This window comes from bacterium (assembly GCA_013360215.1).
In the GTDB taxonomy this organism is placed as follows: domain Bacteria; phylum CLD3; class CLD3; order SB21; family SB21; genus JABWCP01.
Genome location: JABWCP010000010.1, coordinates 50,925 through 73,827 on the forward strand (window position 1 = coordinate 50,925; position 22,903 = coordinate 73,827).

General features: G+C 47.1%; 11 protein-coding genes. 4 read left to right on the top strand and 7 right to left on the bottom strand.

What is annotated here, in order from left to right; all coding sequences use genetic code 11:
* The first annotated feature begins 278 nt into the window (after positions 1–278).
* The gene (locus tag HUU58_08665) at positions 279–9,809 is read left to right on the top strand and encodes a VCBS repeat-containing protein (GenBank protein NUN45741.1); all 9,531 of its coding nucleotides are present in this window, start codon (positions 279–281) and stop codon (positions 9,807–9,809) included.
* A 41-nt stretch (positions 9,810–9,850) separates the two neighbouring features.
* Positions 9,851–10,411 carry a hypothetical protein gene (locus HUU58_08670; protein NUN45742.1) on the top strand — a complete coding sequence of 187 codons (561 nt, stop codon included), beginning with the start codon at positions 9,851–9,853 and terminating at the stop codon, positions 10,409–10,411.
* A gap of 83 nt (positions 10,412–10,494) precedes the next feature.
* Here HUU58_08670 and HUU58_08675 read toward each other — a convergent pair whose 3' ends face one another.
* The 7 genes from HUU58_08675 to HUU58_08705 are packed head-to-tail and all read right to left on the bottom strand — an operon-like array spanning position 10,495 to position 18,059.
* Complete coding sequence (locus tag HUU58_08675; protein ID NUN45743.1) at positions 10,495–12,321, bottom strand: BamA/TamA family outer membrane protein; 1,827 nt, start codon at positions 12,319–12,321, stop codon at positions 10,495–10,497.
* Positions 12,318–12,929 carry a YigZ family protein gene (locus HUU58_08680; GenBank protein NUN45744.1) on the bottom strand — a complete coding sequence of 204 codons (612 nt, stop codon included), beginning with the start codon at positions 12,927–12,929 and terminating at the stop codon, positions 12,318–12,320. Before HUU58_08680 ends, HUU58_08675 begins: the two co-directional genes overlap by 4 nt.
* Positions 12,930–12,946: 17 nt before the next feature.
* Positions 12,947–14,248: a dihydroorotase gene (locus HUU58_08685; protein NUN45745.1), complete on the bottom strand. Its 1,302-nt coding sequence runs from the start codon at positions 14,246–14,248 to the stop codon at positions 12,947–12,949.
* A gap of 1 nt (position 14,249) precedes the next feature.
* Entirely contained in the window at positions 14,250–14,645 is a 396-nt protein-coding gene (locus tag HUU58_08690) for a hypothetical protein (protein NUN45746.1), read from the bottom strand.
* Positions 14,646–14,662: 17 nt separating this feature from the next.
* A complete protein-coding gene (locus HUU58_08695) occupies positions 14,663–15,064 on the bottom strand; it encodes a group II truncated hemoglobin (protein ID NUN45747.1) in 402 nt (133 codons plus the stop codon).
* A 6-nt stretch (positions 15,065–15,070) separates the two neighbouring features.
* Positions 15,071–16,810 (bottom strand): hypothetical protein, encoded by a 1,740-nt coding sequence (locus HUU58_08700; GenBank protein NUN45748.1) that lies wholly within the window; start codon positions 16,808–16,810, stop codon positions 15,071–15,073.
* 46 nt (positions 16,811–16,856) lie between these two features.
* A complete protein-coding gene (locus HUU58_08705) occupies positions 16,857–18,059 on the bottom strand; it encodes a class I SAM-dependent rRNA methyltransferase (GenBank protein ID NUN45749.1) in 1,203 nt (400 codons plus the stop codon).
* A 440-nt stretch (positions 18,060–18,499) separates the two neighbouring features.
* Here HUU58_08705 and HUU58_08710 point away from each other — a divergent pair, with 440 nt between their 5' ends.
* Both HUU58_08710 and HUU58_08715 read left to right on the top strand, forming a co-directional pair.
* Entirely contained in the window at positions 18,500–19,510 is a 1,011-nt protein-coding gene (locus HUU58_08710; protein NUN45750.1) for a hypothetical protein, read from the top strand.
* A 58-nt stretch (positions 19,511–19,568) separates the two neighbouring features.
* Positions 19,569–22,901 carry a tandem-95 repeat protein gene (locus HUU58_08715; protein ID NUN45751.1) on the top strand — a complete coding sequence of 1,111 codons (3,333 nt, stop codon included), beginning with the start codon at positions 19,569–19,571 and terminating at the stop codon, positions 22,899–22,901.
* The last annotated feature ends 2 nt before the right edge of the window (positions 22,902–22,903 follow it).

Sequence of the window (22,903 nt, forward strand, 5' to 3'; positions counted from 1 at the left end):
CTTCAGAGAAATCGAATCATGTATAATTTTTGATAAAGCTCCGATGACGAAATAACACGCGCTGCGTGTTTAAAAAGCAAAAAAGTGCATAGAGACATTCAAATTTTTTACAAACTATTTCCAGTTATTACACTCTTAAATAGAGATCCGCATACATCAAAATTAGATATATGATTTGTTGACATGCTAGCTCTGTTGAAGTATATTTTAAGGTAATTTCTCCTCATGAAAATTCGTAATAAATTCATTCTTACTTATAAACAAACCGGAGTCACACGATGAAACGGTTCATGTACGATTTTCTCAAGAAAAACGCGGTGATGTTATGCGTTTTATTGTGCTGTAGCGCGAGTCTTTTCGCTCAGAACAATGCTTTGACACTCAACGGTACGTCGCAGTATGCTTACTATGGCGGTTCGTTATCTACTTACGAAGACGTTACCATGGAAGGTTGGTTCAAGTGGGATGGAAGCACCGGAAGCAACCAGTTGCTGATGTACGACGGGCACACTTCGCTCAGCGGTTTTGGGCTTATGCTTGATGCATCCGCAAGCAACAATCTGATCATTCTTGCCGGTGGTTATCAGGTCACTTCCGTGAGTCGCGGATTAGACATAGGCGAATGGTCACACATTGCCCTCGTTAAGAAAGGGAACTTTTTTAGTCTTTATATCAATGGGGATCCGGAGATCGCTAAGGCTATGACTTACGCCTATCCTTCGGGCTCCTATATGGTCGGCGGCAACTCGCTCAATAATTCAGAATTCTTTAAAGGCGCCATTGACGAAGTGCGTCTGTGGAATAGAGCATTATCTTACAATGAAATTTTTACAGCAGCCGCCACGCCCATGACCGGCGCGGAGACAAACTTAGTAGCGTCCTATCGTTTAGACAATAGCGCCGATGGCTTAACGGGCGATCAAACAGTTAACGGTTATAATCTGACTTTAGTTGGCACTCCCACATTTACCGCTTCGTCTTCGGACAGCGTGATGATTCGCCAACAGACGAAATCGTTATATACCGGCGGCACATCGGTATCCGTGGGTTGGCATGCCGATCCACATAGCTTTGTCACCGGCTACATTGTTTACGCAGATACATCCGATGCCGTAAGGACGCAGGTCGGCACTACCTCGGCCCGCACCGATACGACGTTTACTGTCACGGGACTTCTTCCCAATACGGTGTATTATCTCACGGCGCGCGCTGTTACCGCCACGGACACCAGCGATTATTATCGGTTGGCCGTGGTTTCCACATTCGAAAGCGGCGGACGTGCGGCTATGTTTTCGGATAACAACTACTATGCCGCGCCATTTAATGAAAACATCCCCATCGGAAGCAGCGCCTATACTATCGAAGCCTGGATCAAACCAAACTCGATGGGCGTACACGGTATTGTGGGTTGGGGACAATATGGTTACAGTTATCAAACGAATGCATTGCGACTTACCGACGACGGTATTATTAACTATTGGTGGAACAATGATATCTCTATCTCCACGGGTAATATCGCCGGAAGCTGGCACCACGTAGCAGCGACCTATGACGGTACGACGCGTAAAATGTATTTCGACGGTAAACTCATGGCGTCGGAAAATGTTGTGTACAACCCTGAGATTCCCTTTTCTCACAACTTCACCATCGGCGTTACCAACTATACTGAATATTTCAACGGAGAAATTGACGAAGTACGCATCTGGAATGTTGCGCGTTCGGAATCTGAAATCGTTTCATTAATGTTTTCACCGGCGACAGGTTCGGAAAACGGGCTCGCATCGGTATATCATTTTGACGAAATCGGCGGCAATTATGCCGGCGATTATGTCGGCGCCAACCACGCCGAAGCAACCGGCGGAACCCCGCAAAGAACATTATCGGATGCCATGTTGCCGTTCATGCCGGCTCGTTTGCAAGCCATAGCCGGTGACGGCCAGGTCGAATTGCGTTGGGAAAAATCCATTCATCCCGATTTTGCGAGCTACACATTGATGGCTGCAACCGATATCGAATTTACCGATATCGTAGCAACGCATTCCTCTGGCGTCGGCAATCCATCTGACACATCCCACACCGTAGCCGGACTGACTAACGGAACGCTGTATTATTTCGCAGTCAAGATGACAACAAACTCCGGCGCAACCACACCGTTTCGTATGAATGCGGCCGTTCCTAACACCGGCGGTCCCGGCAATGCGCTTATATTTGATGGTGTGGATGATCAGATCATACTGGAAGACAATATCGTGCGATCACGGTCCGAAATGACCATCGAAACATGGTTTAAAACCACAACTTCCGGCGGCATTTTTGGCTATAATGACGCCTCGAATGCAGAGCATGTACCTGTAATCTATGTTGGCATGGATGGATATCTTCAATCTCAATTGTGGATCGGCGATTATAATTCTGTCATGCGATCACTTCGACCTGTGTCAGATGGTTATTGGCATCACGTCGCGCTTACTGCCGGTAATGACAATCAATACCTATATATCGACGGCCAGCTGTGTGACTCAATTATCGGTCGACCGCTCAATCATCTAAGCATGATCAAAAACCAAATCGGTAGGGCTACTACTTCAGGTTGGCCAAATGGCGGGAATGAATACTTTAGCGGCGAGTTGGACGAATTCCGTTTTTGGGATCGCGCCCTCTCACACAAAGAAGTTTATTCTTACGCCAATCAATCTCTGCGCGGAGATGAAAGCGGTGTTGCCCTATTGCATCATTTTAATGAGCCTTCCGGTTTGATATATACGTATGACGCCGGGCCTAACGGTTGGACGGGCGGATTAGAGAGTTTCTCCGCATCAACAACAGTGGCATCCGGAGCAATGCGGCCATTCTCACCGTATAATTTACAATCTACCAATACATTGTCTTCCATCACCTTAAAATGGAATCCCAGCAACGCCTCTGCAGTACGTGCATATTATATTTATACTTTTGACGGCGAATCCACGATGTTGTGGGATTCTACGACAGGCGGATTGACCGACACGACGATAACATTCGGTGAATTACCGTCATTCACAAATTTCACTTATTACATATCGACCGTTGATGCATCGGGCTCCGAGTCGGAAAAATCTAACCCCATTTTCGTGACGACGACTTCCTTTAAAGAAGTTACCGGAACGAATTTTTCACAAGTCGTTGACGGAAAATTCCAATGGGCGGATTATGATAACGATGGCGATTATGACGTATTAGTCGCCGGTTCGGAAAATAACGACTACTATCCTCCCTATCAAAACGGAACGATCAAACTGTATCGCCACGATAACGGCGGAACATTTACTTTAGTTGACGTGGGCCTAGCTCAGGAAATTCATCGCGGTACGGCGGCTTGGTGCGACTATAACAATGACGGACTTCCGGACATCTCCTATATGGGAAGCGGCGGCAGCGGAACGCGCCCGTTTAAATTATATAAAAATGACGGCGATGGTACTTTTACAGAAATCCTAAATAATATCCAAGGCGCCATTTTCGGTGCAATGGCTTGGGGTGACTATGACAACGACGGTGATCAGGATGTGTTTGTCATGGGTTCGATAGGAAGCGAAGGCGGGGATAACTATTCCATGCTTTTCAGAAATGACAGAAATGATCTGTTTACTCAAATAGACATCGGTCTCATCGGATACTCCGGAGGTTCAGCGGCTTGGGGCGATTATGATCGAGACAACGATCTTGATCTTTTGATTTTAGGTTCAACCAACGGTAGTTATAGCGGCGGTAATCTCCATGTTTATCGCAATGACGGTAATGATGTGTTTACCGAGCCCGGGGAAGGCGGCTATCGAAGCGGGCTTCATCGCGGTACTGCGATATGGGCGGATTATAACAACGACGGTTATTTAGATATCGTATACAGCGGCGCTATCGGCGGCGGTTCCCGTGATGCGGGCGTTCTTAAAAATCTAAGCGGAACCGGTTTTACCGGATTTGAATCCAATCCTTTTATCGGTCTTTCTGAAGCTTCCGTCTCTGCGGGTGATTTTGATAACGACGGCGATCTTGACTTTTTCTTCGCCGGTAATCATGCCGGTGGTGAAGGTTCCGCCGATATACGCTCCATCCTTATGCGTAATGACGGCGAAGATACTTTTACCGAATTACAAACCGGTATTAATCCTATTGCAGGAAGCTCATACGCCCAAGCCGCATCGGCAATGGTTGATTACGACCGCGACGGTGATTTGGATATCATGATCGAAGGTATTTACGACGACGGTTTTGGCAATACATCCTTTGTCACGAAACTCTATAACAACGATTGGGCAACAGCCAATACACCACCATCCGATCCTAACGGACTGAGCGCTGTGACCGTCATGGATACAGTCACGATGAATTGGAATAAATCAACGGATGCCGAAACACCTCAGGATGGTTTGACTTACAATATCCGCGTAGGTAAAACCTCCGCCGGTGTGGACGTAATGTCTCCATTGGCCAAAGTCGTAGGTAGTGGCAACGCCGGAGGATTCCGCTATGTACAGGAATCCGGCAACACAAGTCATAATAATTCATGGCGCTTATCCGGTCTATCCGATGGCACCTACTACTGGAGTGTCGAAGCGATTGATCAAGTTTATCGCAATTCCAAATTTCAATCGGCGGCTCAATTCACGATTGACGGCGCTCCTTCTGCACCGGACAGTCTTAGCGTTACTTCCGGCGTCAATTCCGTTACTTTGATGTGGGGTTCAACAAACAAGTCGGATGTAAGCAAATACTTCATTTATGTCAGCGCGGATAACGAAGGCTATACACTTGTTGACTCTACCACGACCGGAATTTTTGGTACGACCAAAACGGTGACCAAAGGTCCTTCGGGCGGCATACTTCAAAACGGTTCCATCTATTATTTCCGCGTCGAAGCCATGGATCACAATGGTTATGTAGGCCCGTATTCAAACTATGTAACAGCAATACCATCCGCCACACCCGGTAAGTGGTTTGTTGTAAATACAGATGACTCCGGTCCCGGATCATTACGTTCAGCTATTGATTCGACCAATCTTTCAACACAGAAAGATACCGTTGTGTTCCTCATACCCATCGGTTCCAGTATTACATTAAATTCAGAACTTCCCGCGATCTCGACAGACTATACCGTGATTGATGCGGACAGCAACGATGACGGCAAACCGGATATCTCGATCTCACCGGAGGGCGAAGGCGGCGGATATTTTACGGGGTTGTCAATCCAATCATCCAACAACGTCATTCGCGGGCTCGTGATCGGTGGTTTCGGCGATTATTATTCGGGCGGAGGATCCCTCTTTATCAACGGAGACAATAACCGGATTCTTGGTAACTATATCGGCGTTTCAGCCGACGGTATGTCAACTCATGGTAACGCCCATGGCATTTTGATCAATGGCGGCTCCAGCGGTAACTGGATCGGCGACGGCACAGGAACCGGTAGAAATATCATTGGCGGAAATCAACAATACGGAATTTATCTCAACGGCGCTTCCACGTCCGTGAATAACACGAAGATTCTCGGCAATTATATCGGTATCGCTACAGACGGTTTAACGGCACTTCCCAATTCGGGTCCCGGTATATCCATCTATAACAGAGCGCTTAACACAATAATCGGCGACGGCACGGCCGAAGGCCGCAATATTATTTCAGGAAATAGCAGCGACGGTATATCGTTGACCGACAACAACGGACACATTGAAGGAACTTCGATACTGGGCAACTATATCGGTACGGATGTTACCGGCAATGTCGGCGTGGGCAACAATAATCACGGTATCTTTTTTAACACTCTAACCGGCGAAGGCGCCTCCATCGTAAATAACACCATCGGTGATGGTACGGCCGGCGGACGCAATGTTATCTCCGGAAACGCCGGTAGCGGTATTAATTTTTACTACTACCAAGTACATGACAATACTATCAAAGGAAACTATATTGGAATAACAGCCGACGGTTCCACGGCTCTCGGCAATGGTATGTACGGAGTGAATATTGAACACAGCAATAATAATATCATTTCCTCCAATACAATATCAGGAAACGCCTATGACGGTATCATGATTAATGGCTCGTATGGTGAAGCTAACAACAATGTGGTAACCGGTAATTACGTAGGAACCAACCCTACAGGATCATTTGCCATAGCTAACGGTCAACGCGGTATCTATCTTCAAAACGGCGCTTCTTATAACCAAATCGGTGGTACGGCAGCCGGCGAAGGTAATATCATTTCCGGTAACCTCAACGGAGGTATCGGTTTTGGTTATGCTTATACACCCACCGTATCTAATCAGATTCTTGGCAACAAGATAGGAACCGATGCATCCGGTATGTTTGGTATTCCCAACAAAGAATCCGGTATTTACATCAACGGCTCGAATCACAATTATAACTATATCGGCGATGGTACTACCGGTGGTCGTAATATTATTTCCGGAAACGACGGCGATGGTATCTATATCAACGGCGATGCCTCTGATAATTTTATTTTAGGCAACTATATCGGCGTTGATGCAACCGGTAATACCGGATTAGCCAATGATTCCAACGGTATCGCGATTTACAACTCCGGTCACATTCTGATCGGCGATGAAACGGCCGGCGGTCGTAATATTATCTCCGGTAACGGTAAAGAAGGTATTGCTGTTTATGCGCAAAGCTCGGAGATAATTATCGGCGACGGTCAAGGCGGCGGCGGTGAAGCATTAATCATTGAAGGCCGCGGCGGCGACAAGGCGGAGCGTCCCGGCGCAAATGACATTGACATTCGTGGTAATTATATCGGGGTCGGCGCGAATGGAACAACCGCCATAGGCAATAGCGGTGCCGGTATTGAAATCGAAGCTGTTTTCGAAGGATTTTTTTCTGAATACGATTCGATCACGGCCAATATTATTGCGTACAATACCGACGGTGTCGAATTGGTTGGCAACGGTGTTTTCTCGACCTACCTTCATAACAATACGATATACGGAAACACTTCCGAAGGTATCGTGATCGAAGAAGGTGCTCAAAACGGGATCACGGCTCCGTCTATTACATCTGTTTCCAATTTCGTCATCAGCGGTACGGCTTCGGTTGGCGCCATGGTATATGTTTACCAGGACACCGGAAATCAGGGACGCTACTACCTCGGTTCTTCCGCGGCTGACGGCGAAGGTTCATGGTCATACAACGGACTTTACTTGCCCGGTTATAATGTAACAGCAACGCAATTTTTAGATAAACAATCTTCGGCGTTCTCTGCACCATTCGCTACACCATCCGGCACTGTACATGCTACGACCACATCGCTTTCTTACGGCAATGTCTTAGCCGGTGATAGTGCCACACTAACCACGCGCATTTATGCCATAGGTAATCCTGTGGTAATGAATAGCGGTTCGTTAGTATTGGGAACGAATGCACAGATGTTAGCTACGTTAGGAACCGACACCCTCTTTATGACGGATACGATCACGGTACAGGTTCGTTTCAAACCGGTTAACTTTGGATTTCTTACCGATACACTCCGTATTTATTACGGTGAAGGTAATGTGTTTGATATTCGTATCGGTGGAACCGGAACGTCCGGTACAATAGCAGCCAGCAGCATCGGATTTGCGATGGAGACACTCAATGGCGACAGCACAAGCGTTCCTATCCAGATGTACACGACAAGCGGTTGGGTAGAAATCACATCAGCTATATTCGGTCAGAACAATTATTTCACTTATTCGATCGACAAAACGTTACCTTACATATTGAAGCCCGGCGATACAGCCGATGTGACGGTTACATTTAAACCGACAACATTTACCAGTTCCGCCGACACGCTATACTTTGCAAACAATTCATCCGATGGCATGCTGGAATTGATGTTTAGCGGTTTGCCGCTCCCGGGTACGGTAGCGACGAATCTTGCATCCCAAGATTTTGGTAATGTTCTATTGGGCGATAGCTTGGAATTGACGACAAAGATTTACGCTCCGTCAGGCCGGGTCGAAATCACATCCGTCACACTTTCCCAAGGTGATGTACTTTCGATGACGGTAACGCCGGCATTACCTTTTACGTTGAATGCAGGGGACACCATCCTCGTGAAAACGAAATTTATTCCGTCTGATTTTAACTCGTTTAACGACACCATTACGGTTTTAAGTAACGCCTCCAACGGAACCGTTACTGTGTCGTTGTCCGGACAATCTTTGCCCGGAATCATTTCGTCTGCCGCTTCGGCGTTCGATTTTGGTAATGTGTTAGTAGGTGACAGCGCTCAAACCTCAACCCGTTACTACGCCACAGGCGGTCCCGTTCAAATAACCGGTTCTTCACTGGTAACAAGCGGTGAAACAAGTGTCAGCTTTACACCGTCATTGCCCTATTTACTGCACGTAGGAGACTCTGTTGTCGTTACCGCCAAATATAAGCCGTTAACATTTGCGGCGATGAGCGCTGACACGATCCACCTGATCAGTAACGCATCAAACAGCGGCAAACTGAGCATCCCGATGAGCGGTTTCGGTCAAACCGGTACGTTGGCCTTTAATACTACACCGGCTAATTTCGGTTCGATTCGCGTTGCCGATAGCAGCACGGCCCAAATCGTCAAGGTATACAGCAGCGTAGGTCAAATCCCTCTTACAGGATATACCATCGGCGCTCATTTCAAAGCGACGACTTCGACCGTATTCCCTATCACCATCAAATCCGGTGATACGGTTACGTTAGCTGTTAAATTTAAACCGCAGACCACCGGCGCTCTTTTAGACACCATCAAAATCGGAAACGTACGTATTCCGCTTGCGGGCACCGGTTTAGAAAACGTGGCGCCTACGCTTACGCTCGGCGTGACAAGCGTCATTGCACTCAAGCAGTACCTTGGTATTTACATGTATAGCAGCGAGGCGTTGAGCGCTAGATCTGCCGCATTTAAATTTAATGATGTCAGTGTCACCGCTCCGACATTTGATGCCGTATCCGGCGTTAATAACCTGTACTATGCGCAGTACAAATTATCCGCAGCCGGTTCCCTCAAGATCGACGCTACCGGTACGGACATTGCCGGAAACATCGGTACGCGTTCCAAAACGTACACGATCGGTTCATTGACCAAAGATCAAACTTTGGCTGTCGAAGCGGAAGGTCTGCGTATCAACGGCACTAAAGGCGCTATCAGTGAAAGCGGTTTTATGATTATTACCAAATCGCAAACCTATGACGGCGACCCTGTCGGTTTATCGAAAGGTACGTCCAAGTCGGCGACCGATTTTGCGAATGCCAATATCCAATCATGGGACATCATCAGCACCGTAGCGCTTGAGAAATCCGTGACGCTGACGGCCGTTTATGATGAAACATGGATCAACACATTACAAACGCAATACGCCAACTTCGACGAACGTAAAATCGGTTTCTACCGCGAAGAAAACGGTTCATTGGTTTATCTGGGCGGGGAAGGTCGCAACGGTAGCGTTGCACTTCAAACCAAATCGCTTGGTAAAATCGTGATTCAGTACAATGACGAACATCGTTACTTGCCTTCAGAAATTACGTTGGCGCAGAACTATCCCAATCCGTTCAACCCCACGACGACGATCGAATTCGGTCTTCCCGAAGCCTCGCACGTCAAACTGGTCGTCTATAATATCCTCGGGCAACGCGTCGCTGAGCTTTTCAACGGTCAGCGCAACGAAGGATATCATAAATTCGTATGGAACGGACGCAATGCACAAGGTGCCACGGTGGCCAGCGGCGTGTATCTGTATCGCCTCGAAACCAATAAAGGCAACGTGACTAAGAAAATGATGTTTATCAAATAACGTACGGTATATAAAAAATTATATAACAAAGGATCATGATTATGAAACACTTCAAAGTATGGCTGGCCGGCGCACTGATGATCGCGCTCAGCACAGGATGCAGCGAGGATCCGGCGACCGACCCTCTCGGGGATGCATGGCAGCTTTTTATAAACGGTCAATACACTGAAGCACAAACCAGTTTTGAGGCCCTTATCGAAACGCAACCCGGTCAAGCTTACGCCGGACTCGGGTGGACGGCCATGAAACTGGACAATATCCCGGCATCGGTGGATTATTTCGAACTGGCCGCGGGTGATTCACTTGTGCATGGTTACGCAGGCTGGGCTATTGCGTCATGGGCTAATAAAGATTTTACGCATATCGTCGAACGTGCAGGTTTTGTAATACGCAAAGAACCGACATTCGAATTTGAATTCTACAAAGATATTACCATCAGCACCATGCGTCTTATGCAAGCCTACGGTTATTATCATACAGGCAATATGTCAGCCTGTCTTGCCCGCATTCAAGAGTTGGATGGTGGTTTTGCCAGTACAACTGACCCGGCATTATTGCTGGCAAAACTTGACGCTTTAAGCGCAACCGCTTCCGGATTATAAAGCGAACTTTTTATAACAAAAAACCGCAGCCTAAAAACTGCGGTTTTTTTATGTGTAATTTTTGCAGAAGCATCTTTTTTTCATCAAAACGTACCTATAAAACCAAAGTGGATTTTCCCCTCCGACGGACGATCGTTTTGACCGAGACCATAGTCCAGAGCAAACTGCCCAAGCCGCGTTCCAAATCGCATACCAAAACCATAACCCCATGGGAAACCGTCTTGTTTATTAATTTTCGTACGTTCTAAATCAGCATATACTCTGCGGTAATAATAACCTTGATCGTAAAATACAAACAATCGTGAAGCGCGCCCTGTAACATAACGCAACTCCAAATTGTTCCAACCTACGCGCGTTCCGCTAAAAAAGCCTTCGGTATAACCGCGCAGGGTTTTTAGCCCGCCAAATAAAAACTGTTCACTCAGCGGCGCCACATCACGACCGGGCCTGAACACTGAAAAATGTAACCCGTTTGCAATAACCCAGCGACGGACCGGTTCACGGTAAATTTCCAAATCCATTCGCCATGTTTGTGTGCGGATGGATTGGGAAAACGAACGTATGATTTTTTGCTCGCCGCCATAGGTGATCGTATCCGTACCGTCGGATGACAGAGTCCAATTTTTTTCCCGTGTACGTCCATACGAAAAAACCGTATGATAATATAAACCATTGCGGGGATTGATTTGTTCGTCACGCATATCCCCGGTCAAGCCGCCATTCCATGCGTAACCATCGCTCTGCGGTGTATTAAATATAAATGCTGTTTTCGGATCGGCGGGTTCCACCGTCTGTAAACGCACCCCCGCTAAAACTGACCAATCGTGGGTAATTTCAGTTTGCAATTCCATCTCCCAGGCGCTGCGCGAATACAACGAATCTTCGATTTGCTGTTGCACGGCTATGCGTCCGTTGACAGGCCATCCGACCAACCACGGTTCGGTGTACTGCAGCATCAAATCCTGTGAAAGGCGATTTTTCTTTTGCCAGCGCATACTCAACTGCCGCGCCGTTCCAAAAAGATTATAAAACGATACATGAATCAACCCGGTGAAGTATCCTTTTTCATCACGCGCCGCATCACGCGGGACATAACCGATAATCCCGTCCATTGTATTGGCACGATCTTCCTCGACATCCAGCCATACCGTCAACAGGGAATCCGGTCTCATTGTAACCGACGTAAGCTCCGCATTGCGAATAAAAGGAAATCGTCGGATACGCGTAAGACCGTCTTGAATGGCGCGGTGATCATAACCGCGGGGTAATCTCATGCGCATTTCACGCGTCAAAGTCAGCGGTTTGGTGCTTTCGTTTCCCCGAACGATAAATTCACCGACCGGTTTGACGATACGTCTTTTGATATGCAACAGGACATCAATTATAAAATCAGACTCCGCATCACGCCGCATCCAGACCGAATCAAGCGCTATATGTACAAACGGCGCACCGTTGTTTTCAAACCAGTCCAGCATGCGATTTACCGATGCCGTCCACTGATCCGGTGAGAACATATCACCTGTTTTCCATCGCATAACTTCCGTAATCTGCGAAGCTGAAATATCCGATTCGCCGCTTATGCGCACAGAACCAAGCTTAGCTTGTTTTTCTTCGGATAGAAAAAAAATCAATTGTATGCCGCCTGCGCCTTCGGTTGGTTTTTGTTGAATGGAATCAATGGACGACGCCAAATAACCCTGATCGCGATAGTATTCTAAAATACGCATCGCATCATTGCGAGATTGTTCCTGATCAAAAACGGAACCGGGTTTGTGATAGAGCAGAGATAAGATTGTTTTGTCATTCACGATACGATTACCGTGAATGGAAACAGAAACAATACGCTCTGTTGCGGTTTGTGCACAAAGCGTAGTAGTAAATAAAAATATAAACCAGCGCATAAATTTCACACTGAGATCACCGTAGCACGGCCACGGGTCTGATGAATTATCGCATCGCAGAAGTGCAAAACTTCATTTTTGCGAATCGCAACATCCATCGTGGCTTGCTCTGCATATACAGTGTCCCCTGCTTTCCCGCCGGCATGATGTACACAGCGCATGATCGTATTGATTTCATCGTATGGAAACTGTATCCGAAGGTTTTCATAGATCAGCCGCTGTTCTGCACGGCATCGCGAAAGAACTTCCGCGGCCGAATCACCGTACGCACGTACAAGTCCGCCCGTGCCAAGCTTGGTGCCTCCGAAATATCGAACGACGATGACGATAATATCCGTCCAGTTTTTAGCCGTTATGGCCTGCAGAATCGGTTTACCCGCCGTACCGGAAGGTTCGCCGTCATCGCTGAGGCGAACCAAAACATGAGGTATTAAACCCACTTGGTAAGCGAAGCAGTGATGCGTGGCATCAAAATAATTTTTACGAATAGATTGCAAAAACTGTTCGGCGCCGTCTTTATCTTGAACCGGCGCGGCATACCCGATAAATTTCGAACCTTTAACTTTGATTTCGGAAGTACATGATTCGGCGATCGTGTAGTATTCATCCGGTGTCATGCGTTTTTCCGAGGAAATCACGATGCGTAGAAAATTTTTCCGTTATGTATAACGCCGACGGCTTTGCCTTTCATCGCATAATCGTGATACGGTGTGTTGATTGATTTCGAACACGTCTGATGCACGTCGTATTTCCAGCGCATTTCCGTATCGAGAATGGTCAGATTGGCTTGCGCACCGATGACAAACTCCGGCAGCGGAAGATGCAGAAGTTTACGGGGTGCGATAGCCAATTTGTACAAGGCCGACTCCAGCGAAATCACGCTTTTATGTACGAGATCATTGAGCGTAATACCGACGCATGTTTCCAGACCGGTGATGCCAAACGATGCTTCGTCCATCGTACATTCTTTATCTTCGATCGTATGCGGCGCATGATCGGTGGCGATAATATCAATCGTACCGTCTTGCAAACCCAACTTGATTTCTTCGATATCTGCAGATGTGCGTAGCGGCGGATTCATCTTAGCGAAGGTATTGTAGTTTTCCACCGCTTCGTCTGTCAATGTAAAGTGATGCGGGCACACTTCACAAGTCACTTTGAGGCCGCGTTGTTTCGCTTGGCGTACCAGACGCACGGTTCCGCCCGTTGAAATGTGTGCGATGTGAACCGGAGCATCCGTATATTCCGAGAGTAAGATATCCCGCGCCACAATGACCTCTTCAGAAATGCTCGGAATCCCTCTCAACCCTAATCGCGTACTGGTAAATCCTTCATTCATCGAACCGCGATTAGAAAGTTGTTTATCCTCTGCATGCTCGATCACAGGGATATTAAACATCTTCACATACTCCAGCGCACGACGCATGATTTCCGCATTGTACACCGGGTCGCCGTCATCTGTAATTCCGACCGCGCCGGCTTCGACCAAACTTCCGATTTCTGCTAATTCTTTACCTTCACGTCCCTTGGTGACACACCCCACGGGATGCACATCCACCAGATGGCCTTGCGCTTTATGTTTTACGTACTGTACGGTATCGGCGGTATCTATCGGCGGCGTTGTATTGGGCATACAAGCAATAGCCGTAAAGCCGCCCACCATCGCTGCGTTAGCTCCGGTCCAAACGGTTTCTTTATCTTCGCGACCGGGTTCACGCAAATGTACATGCATATCCATAAGACCGTGCGTAACGATTTTGCCGGAGAGATCAATCACTCTATCCGCAGGATCATCGCATTTACCGATGCGCACATAGCGGCCATCGGCGACAAGTATATCCACGACCTGATCCGATTTATGTATCAGATCCAAAAGTCGAACATTTTTGAGTAGCAGTGTTTGCGGTAATTTTTCTGCTTTGACGTCGCGCGCCATGTTAGTGTTTTTCCTGTGAAAATTCGTAAATAATATAAACCATAATGACTAAAATCAGACTGAATACAAGGGTTTTCATTTCACCGCCTTGTACATCATATTTTATTCCGCTGATGTCCGATAATTCGAAATCGCGAAACGAATCGTAGATGCGCATGGAAACGATACCGTCCATGTACGAATAAAACACGCCGCGGTGCATATCACCGTTGGTCGTACGAATTTGGATCACGTAACCGGGTTTTATTTTGTACATAAACACCGATTCTATTTCTTTGCGGCGTTTTTCTTTTTCCGTTTCATCTTTCGGTTCATCGGACCGCATATAGTAATTATGCGAACATCCGACGAACATCATCCATCCGAACAGCATCACCCACAGTAAGCGTTGCGACATAGAGACTCCGTTTCTTATTAATGCGGTTGGTTACGCATGGCATCAGCGACCATGTAAAAAAACTCATTGAGCAAATCAATCATCCCCGGCTCATGCAACTGTTCACGCATAGCTTGCCCCATACAAGCCATCCACTGGTCGCGGGCGTTTCCATTGATCGGAAACGGCGCATGACGCATGCGCAATGCCGGACTGCCTCTTTTTTCCATATAGACCGGCGGCCCGCCGAAACGACCCACCAAAAACATAAACAATTTATCCCGCGATTCGGTAAGATCGGTCGGGTGCATCGCACGTATTTCACGTGCTGAGGAATCGGTATCCATTATATCATAAAAACGATCAACTAATTTCCTCAAACCTTCTTCACCGATAACGGAATACAACGTACCAATAACGGCTAACTTATCCTGATCCATACCGCTTTATTTTTTCTTACCTTTGCCTTTAGTTTTTTCTTTTACCGGATCACGCGGCAAGTCTTTTTCTTGCGGTTTATTTTGCTTTTGTTCTACGGCAGGCGACATCGATTGGCCTAAAAAATTAACATTTTCGACGACAAACGGAAGCTCGACGCCTTCGACATCATCATGGATATGAATATTGATCGTTCCGCGTTTGGGCACGGCGGCATTCAGATTCAGCACCATCGTCGTAGATTCTTCAGTGTACGTACTGATATACCGATCCGATATACCAACCGGATTACCTTTTTCGTCAAGGATATCCATTTTATTCAATTTGAAATCCGGCAAGCCTACACGAATGACCATCTGATGCGTATATTCATCATCCTGAATATCTTCAATCACCGTACCGTATTGATTGCCTTCGGCGCCTTTTTCAAACTTTCGAATACCGGGATCCACGACACTTGTGGAAGTGCTGCGCATAGCATACACCGTTCCCTCGACACGTTTGATGCCTTTGGCGGTAGCATCCGGTACAGCCAATGTCAGCGTCCAACGTAAAAAATCTTTTTGTTTGGACATTTCGACGTAGTTGGTTTCGCGGTACCATTCGCTTTCATGCAAAAGATTTTGTCCGTTGTCGGCGATGGCACCGGTAACTACGGCACGTTCCGTTTTGACGATCGCGCCCGGCAACGCACCCGTAAATGTTACCTGATAACTTTGATCCGTACCAAACTGGAAATAGTCCGGATCTTCGACATTGGAATAGGTAATGCGGGTGATTTTGACCCAATCAAAAGTCCCACCTTGATAGCTCTGGACGGCACGTTCGGACTTTGAAGACTCCATCGTAGTCGAAGATTCGGTTTGATTGAGTCCGAGACGTTCGATCATCGCATCATAACCGGCTTTGGCCGCAGAAACTTCGGCGTCGTAATTAAATTGAGGCGCTGTTTTACCGCTCACCACGGCACGCACCGGGCCTTTTTGACCGAAAAGTAATTCGTTGACCGCATCGCCGGACGGCGGATTGTCTTTGATATTGGCGCCCGCCCGCGCTTGCTCTTTAAGCCAATTTTCGTCGGCAAACAATTTATCTAATACCTGAATGAACTTCTCGCCGGTAAAGGAAACCTGATACGAACCGTCGGCCTGTTGGGTCATATTATTAGACGACTGTGCTTTGCCGGGCAAACGAAAATTCATTTCGCTTTTCATCGTGCCCATAATCGCCAACAGCATCGGACGCATTTGGTTATAACCGTTTTTTTGTTCTTTTACGGCTTTGGTTATTTCCGCATCGGTGGTCGGTATTTTTTCTGAACCGGATTTGGCTTTATCGGATTTTTTTGAGGGGTTCGTTGCCAATTCCAGTACCCAGTTCTTTTGTGCATCCTGATATACGACGATGCTGTCTCCGGCTCCGGCATTCTTAAATTTTACATTGGAAATATTTTTGAAATACGCTGTGCCTTTGAAATAATTGCGTCCGTCGTCGAGTACCCGGAATTCAACATCTTTCCATGTGTCTACACCCGTCGCTTGCTGAATAATTTCGCGCGCTGTTTTGGAACCATCCGGTGTTTTACCGTTCATATTACCCATCATGCCATCCATGCCGGCGGTCGTTACTTCGACCGTCACTTTTCCTGAACCGTCGGGATTGATCGTATAATCGGCTTTGGTTTCAAAGCAACCGCTCCATACGATCGTAGCCAAAATCATCAGTAATAAAGGCATCAAGCGCTTCATATATTTTTCTCCTGTTGTATATTCTGAATGTAAAACAATTACGATCTTACATCAATTGGAAATACACTGTTTTAAGATACAGCGTTTCCGGAATCTGAAGCATCCACGGATGATCGGGTGGCTGATAGGTAATATTGACTACGCGCATCGAAACACCATTGTCCGCGGAAGCAAACCGTGCGGCCTCGAGCATCAGGTCCACCGGCATGTGATACGCGCAAGATGAAAGTACGATATGCCCGCCCGGATTAAGAAGTTGGATCGCTTGGTGAAGCAACTTCCAATAGGCCCACTTCAGTTTTTCGATGCCTTCTTTACGTTTAGCAATGGCCGGTGGATCAATAACGATCACATCGTATTTTTTCACCTTGTCCGGCGCCGAAGTTTTGAGAGCAACCTGCTCTTCCATGTACTTGAATACATCGGCGTGGATAAATTGTAACCGCTTTTCGACATTATTACGACGCACATTGGCCCGGCCACCTTCCAGAGCGACAGCATCTTGATCCACGGCGGTCATGCGCACACCGGATTGGGCTAAAGCCACAGCAAATCCGCCGGTGTAGGAAAAAAGATCCAGTCCGGTTTGATTAGGTTTGACCAAAGTACGTACATACGCGCGGTTTTCACGTTGATCCAAATAAAAACCGGTTTTATGTCCGCGATGAATATCTACATGAAACAACAAATCATTTTCCGATATGACGATTTCTTCCGGTATCGCACCATACACAACACCCGAAAAAGGCTCCAACCCTTCTTCTTCACGCGATTCCATGTCGCTGCGATCATAGATACCTTTGGGTTTAACGACTTCGACCAAAGTTTCTAATATTTCAGTACGAAATTTTTCCATCCCCAGCGAGCGAAATTGCACTACAAGATATTCGCCGAATTGATCCACCATCAAACCGGGCAGGCGATCACCTTCGGCATGAATCAACCGCCGTGCGTCCGATGACAACGCCAATTGCGTACGAAAATCAAAGGCCCGTTGAATACGCTGCTTAAAGAAATGTTTGTCTATCGTACGATTTTTCCGATCGAGCACCCGCACGACAATATGAGATAACGCGTTATAATAACCCACGGCAAGAAACTTATCCTCCGCATCGGCGATTTCGACGATAGCGCCATTGGGAATATCACCGCGATCTTTGAATTGCGTGGCGATATCATCGCGAAATATCCACGGGTACGCATTGCGAATTTTCTTTTCTTTGCCGGATTTTAGACGAATACGATGCATGAAGCAGTCCAAGAAATAGCTTACACAGATTTGCAACGCAATTTACATGAGGAAACGCAGAATATCAAAAGATTTAGAATAAAGAATAAGATTACTAATCAAACATTTCCTGTATAACATCATTAAATAACATTATTACATCGCCTACATATTTATGTAGGTTAATTTCAAATCATTATAAAACATATTGTTGAATAAACATTCAACAAATTTTGACGCTATAAATCCTCTTCAAGTGTGCGTTGGATCACATACCGGACAAAAAAATTAGTTTATCATCATTGGTTATGAAGCTTTTTTGTAAAAAAAACATTGCTCTGCCATCGTTTTATAATAGCTTTATGATAAATACTTTTCGCAGCTCATTTTCTAATAAACATACTTTACTTATTTAATAGGTTTTAAAATCATACATTTCATTAAACCAAAGGATTATTTCTATGCGTAAACTTATGACGATGATTGCCTTATTAGCGCTTTGTAGCGTACAGACTTACGCCAAAACATGGACCGTGGATCAGAGACCGGGCGCTAATTTTCAGACTATTGCCGCGGCCGTTGCTTCATCTTCCGTACTTGCCGGAGACACGATCCTTGTATCAGGTTCATCCATTGCGTATGCCGGATTTAGCTTTAACAAAAAACTCACGATCATCGGTCCCGGATATTTTTTAGGCGAAAACACCAACTTACAGGCCGATACCAATTCAGCAAAAATCAACACGCAGGTGACGATTCAAGGAGGCGCTCAGGGTTCCGTGCTGATGGGCTTACACTTTCTGACATCGCTATATGTGGATGCGGACAATGTGCAGATTTTACGTAATCGTTTTCAAATAACTTCTTTGTACGACTATGGTATCTACGTATACGCCCAAGACAGTGTAGTTATTCATCAAAATTTTATGACACAAACAGCTGCATGGTACCACTGTATTACCATAGCTAGTAATAACACACAATTGTCCATTAAAAATAACTTTATGGAATATACCGGAGGAAACGCATCGTATGGTGCTTTGAGCATCCAATCCGATGTAACTGGTGATGTATCGAATAATATCATATACGGAAACGTCAACATTAGTAACGGAGCCCTAATTTTCAACAACAATATTCTGCGTTCAGGGAAATTTACAAGCGTAGGCATTACCCCATACAATAATATAGCTGCAGACACCGCCTTCGCAAGCTGGACAGCTAACGGCAATCAAAGCAACATCAGCATGTCGAGTGTTTTCGTATCTTCCGGCACATCTGACACGAAGTGGCAAATCGCTACGGAAGGCCCGGCCGATAACAATGGCTTCGGAGGTGTTGATTGCGGTATGTATGACAATAGCGCCGGCAGAGCTTATATCCCGTCGGGTATTCCACCGATTCCGTCTATTTATCAATTTGATGCCTCGGATCTCAATAATGTCACCGTCAAAGTGAAATCACATAACTAATTCTATCTGCAAAAATGCGCATCGAATTAGTTCAACCTTCATTTGAACGGGAGTTAATATGAAATTTTTTACAGCCCTTATCGGGCTATGGCTCAGTGCCACATCTTTATTCGGGCAAAGCCCGCCGGATGTGCACTCTGTCGAGTACTTCATAGATACCGATCCCGGATTTGGCTTAGGCACTTCTGTAGCACCAAGTGCAGCTACTTCGGGTTCGGATAAAACATTTGTATTTACCGTATCTACAACCGGATTACCATCGGGGTTTCATACGCTGTATGTTCGTTCACGGGATAACAACGGGGGTTGGTCTCAAGCAACAGCAAAAGCCTTTTATGTTATGCCCGGCGAATCGGGTTCGTTTGCAGCTGCGGTGCAGCGCGTAGAGTATTTTATTGATACGGATCCCGGCTTTGGCAACGGAATAGCGATGGGATCCCCCTCGTCGGGAGATGCGACAGTGACCGGCATGATCGACATTTCTGCGCTCCCCGGCGGTTTTCATACATTGTACGTACGGGCACGCGACGGATTTCATAAGTGGTCCGTACTCAATAGCCGCGCTTTTTACAAATCGGTAGTATATACCCCCCCGACGGATCCGCAAGTCACATACATCGAATACTTCGTAGATAAGGATCCGGGGTATGGTAACGGAACATCCGTTCCGGGATTTACGGCTTCGTCGGATATCACACACAATTTTTTAGTGGATATCGGCGCACTTTCAGGCGGATTTCATACATTGTTTATTCGCACCAAAGATGCCAATGGTAATTGGTCTATCGCATCTACGAAAGCCTTTTATAAACCACACAACTATGTTGCTCCGTCTGATCCTCAGATCACGGCGATGGAATATTTCATCGACACCGATCCGGGTTTCGGCGCGGGTACGGCCTTGAGCTTTACCGCTTCATCGGATGTGACGGTCAACGGCGTGGTAGATATCACTTCCGTCAGCGGGGGTTTTCATACGCTCTATTTGCGCAGCAAGGATGCCAATGGAAACTGGTCTGTCACGCAGGCGCATGCTTTTTACAAAGCGCATACCGTCTCCAATACATCGTCTAACATCACAGCCATCGAGTATAATTTTTACAAATCCGGATCATCGACACCGGTACGGATATTTACGGCTTTTACTCCTTCAACGGATGTTCAGACAACGTTTCTGGCTGATCTATCAGGTCTTACCATCGACAGCACCTACGATATGCGCGTTACGGCGATTGACGCGACAGGACGTCGCAGCATTACGGCTACGGCATCCACCGTCATCATCGAACGCCCTAATCATGCGCCGGAAATTAAATCATCGGTTGCCGATGTGACCGTCAATGAAGACTTTGATAGCCTGATCGTCGCGTCGCTCGACACGGTGTTTCATGATTCGGATATGACCACCGTGGGCGATCATTTGCAATTCAACGTCTCGGTCAACGGCTCAGCCGTAACTTCTGTGTTGCGCGGTTCGCAGCTGGTAATTTTTTCTTCTCCGGATATATTCGGATCCGCCGAAGTGATCATCACGGCTACCGATGACAGCAGCGCATCGGTCAGCGACACGATACATGTTACCGTGAATTCCGTTAACGACCGGCCTGTGGCAACCTACGATGTCGCGCAATCCAATGCGGGATATACGGCGTATGTCCAACCGCTCAAAAACGATACGGATATTGACGGGGACGCCCTCGTCATCGCAGCGATCGTCGCGATGCCGCAACACGGAACAGCTACGGTAGTAAGCCCGGCGGATACGTTGATTTCCTATACGCCGACAGTAAGTTATAGCGGTATAGACTCGATCCAATATGCCGTAAGCGATGGGCTCGGAGGCCTTGATACAGCGATCATTTATCTTCAGGTCAACGGTTATATCAATTCAGCCCCTCAGCGAAACAACACCATTGCCGATGTTACCGCAGCGGAAGATTTCGGCGTTATCGCATTAGCACAACTCAATTCGGTATTCGGCGATAATGATATAGCGCTCAACAACGATAGTTTGCGGTATTCCGTTTCCGTACAACCGGCCATCGTTGCATTAAGTTTGCGGCACGATACGGTGGTTGTCAATTCGATCGCTAATCAATTCGGCATCGCGGAAGTTATCGTTACGGCGACCGATGACAGCGGCGCTACGGCCAGCGATACATTGACTGTTACCGTTAATTCCGTCAACGATGCACCGTTCACACAAAACGACGCGGTTTCAACGACGGGTATTCAAACGGTCGTAGCGCATCCTTTGAATAATGACACCGACGTCGAGAGCCAAACGCTTACGATCGCGGCCATCATAACGTCACCCCAGCATGGTTCGGCGACGATCCCGTCCGGTGATACGACGATCGCTTATACCGCAACCATCGGTTACAGCGGCAACGATTCGCTGACGTATTCGGTCAGCGATGGGAACGGCGGTTTGGATACAGCTAAGCTCGTCATTACGATACAAGCTCCGGCGCCGTTGAGTCTGAGTACATCGGTCCACCAAAATCCGGCTTTGGCACAATACGCCGACGTCTATGTCATCGCGGATACGGCGCTCATCGGGTTGCCCGACGTCAAAATGTTTTTGGGAAGCGATTCGACCGCGCTGACGATGACTGTATCTACATCGCGGGTATATCGCGGACAATTTGAATTTGCAAGCAGCGGCGCTTATACGATTCGTACACGCGCTACGGCCGCCACCGGCGCACAGGCTGTGAACTTCCGTTCCTTTACGGCGACTTTGGCCAAACCCGGCGTGACGACAAACGTCGCTTCGACCGACGCCCAGGCCCAGCTTTTGGTGAAATCGAAAGCCATTGTTTCGCCGACGTACATCACGGTTGCGACGGATGCATCTATGAACGGCACGGCGTACCAATTCGCACCCGCATTGACACTGCAGGAACCGTCGGAAATAACGATACGGTTTGAACCTTCGCAGTACGAAGATGCCGGTAAAATTTTTATCGAAAGCGAAACGGACGGTCGTATCGTACGTTTGCAAACCGGCGTCTATCCGGAGCAACGTATGGCCAAAGCCAAGATCACTTCGCTCGGTAAAGTGCGCATCGTGTATGATCCGTCGTTCACCGGTTCCAATACCGTTCCGACAAATTTTTCTCTGAAAGCCAATTATCCGAATCCGTTTAATCCGTCCACCACGATCGCTTACGATCTGGCGAAAGAAGGTCTGGTGACATTGACGGTGTACAACGTACTCGGACAAAAGGTCAAAACACTGGTGCATGGTCATGCACCTGCAGGTTCGTACAAATTGCTGTGGGATGCCACCGATGAACGCGGCAAACGCGTTTCTACCGGCGTGTATTTTTATCGTTTAGAAACGCCCGGCTTTGTACAAACCCGTAAAATGCTTTTGATGAAGTAGGA

Coding starts and splice junctions, on each gene's coding strand:
- HUU58_08670 (NUN45742.1), top strand. CDS start 9,851: ATGAAACACTTCAAAGTATGGCTGGCCGGCGCACTGATGATCGCGCTC.
- HUU58_08680 (NUN45744.1), bottom strand. CDS start 12,929: ATGACACCGGATGAATACTACACGATCGCCGAATCATGTACTTCCGAA.
- HUU58_08710 (NUN45750.1), top strand. CDS start 18,500: ATGCGTAAACTTATGACGATGATTGCCTTATTAGCGCTTTGTAGCGTA.
- HUU58_08665 (NUN45741.1), top strand. CDS start 279: ATGAAACGGTTCATGTACGATTTTCTCAAGAAAAACGCGGTGATGTTA.
- HUU58_08695 (NUN45747.1), bottom strand. CDS start 15,064: ATGGATCAGGATAAGTTAGCCGTTATTGGTACGTTGTATTCCGTTATC.
- HUU58_08700 (NUN45748.1), bottom strand. CDS start 16,810: ATGAAGCGCTTGATGCCTTTATTACTGATGATTTTGGCTACGATCGTA.
- HUU58_08705 (NUN45749.1), bottom strand. CDS start 18,059: ATGCATCGTATTCGTCTAAAATCCGGCAAAGAAAAGAAAATTCGCAAT.
- HUU58_08685 (NUN45745.1), bottom strand. CDS start 14,248: ATGGCGCGCGACGTCAAAGCAGAAAAATTACCGCAAACACTGCTACTC.
- HUU58_08715 (NUN45751.1), top strand. CDS start 19,569: ATGAAATTTTTTACAGCCCTTATCGGGCTATGGCTCAGTGCCACATCT.
- HUU58_08690 (NUN45746.1), bottom strand. CDS start 14,645: ATGTCGCAACGCTTACTGTGGGTGATGCTGTTCGGATGGATGATGTTC.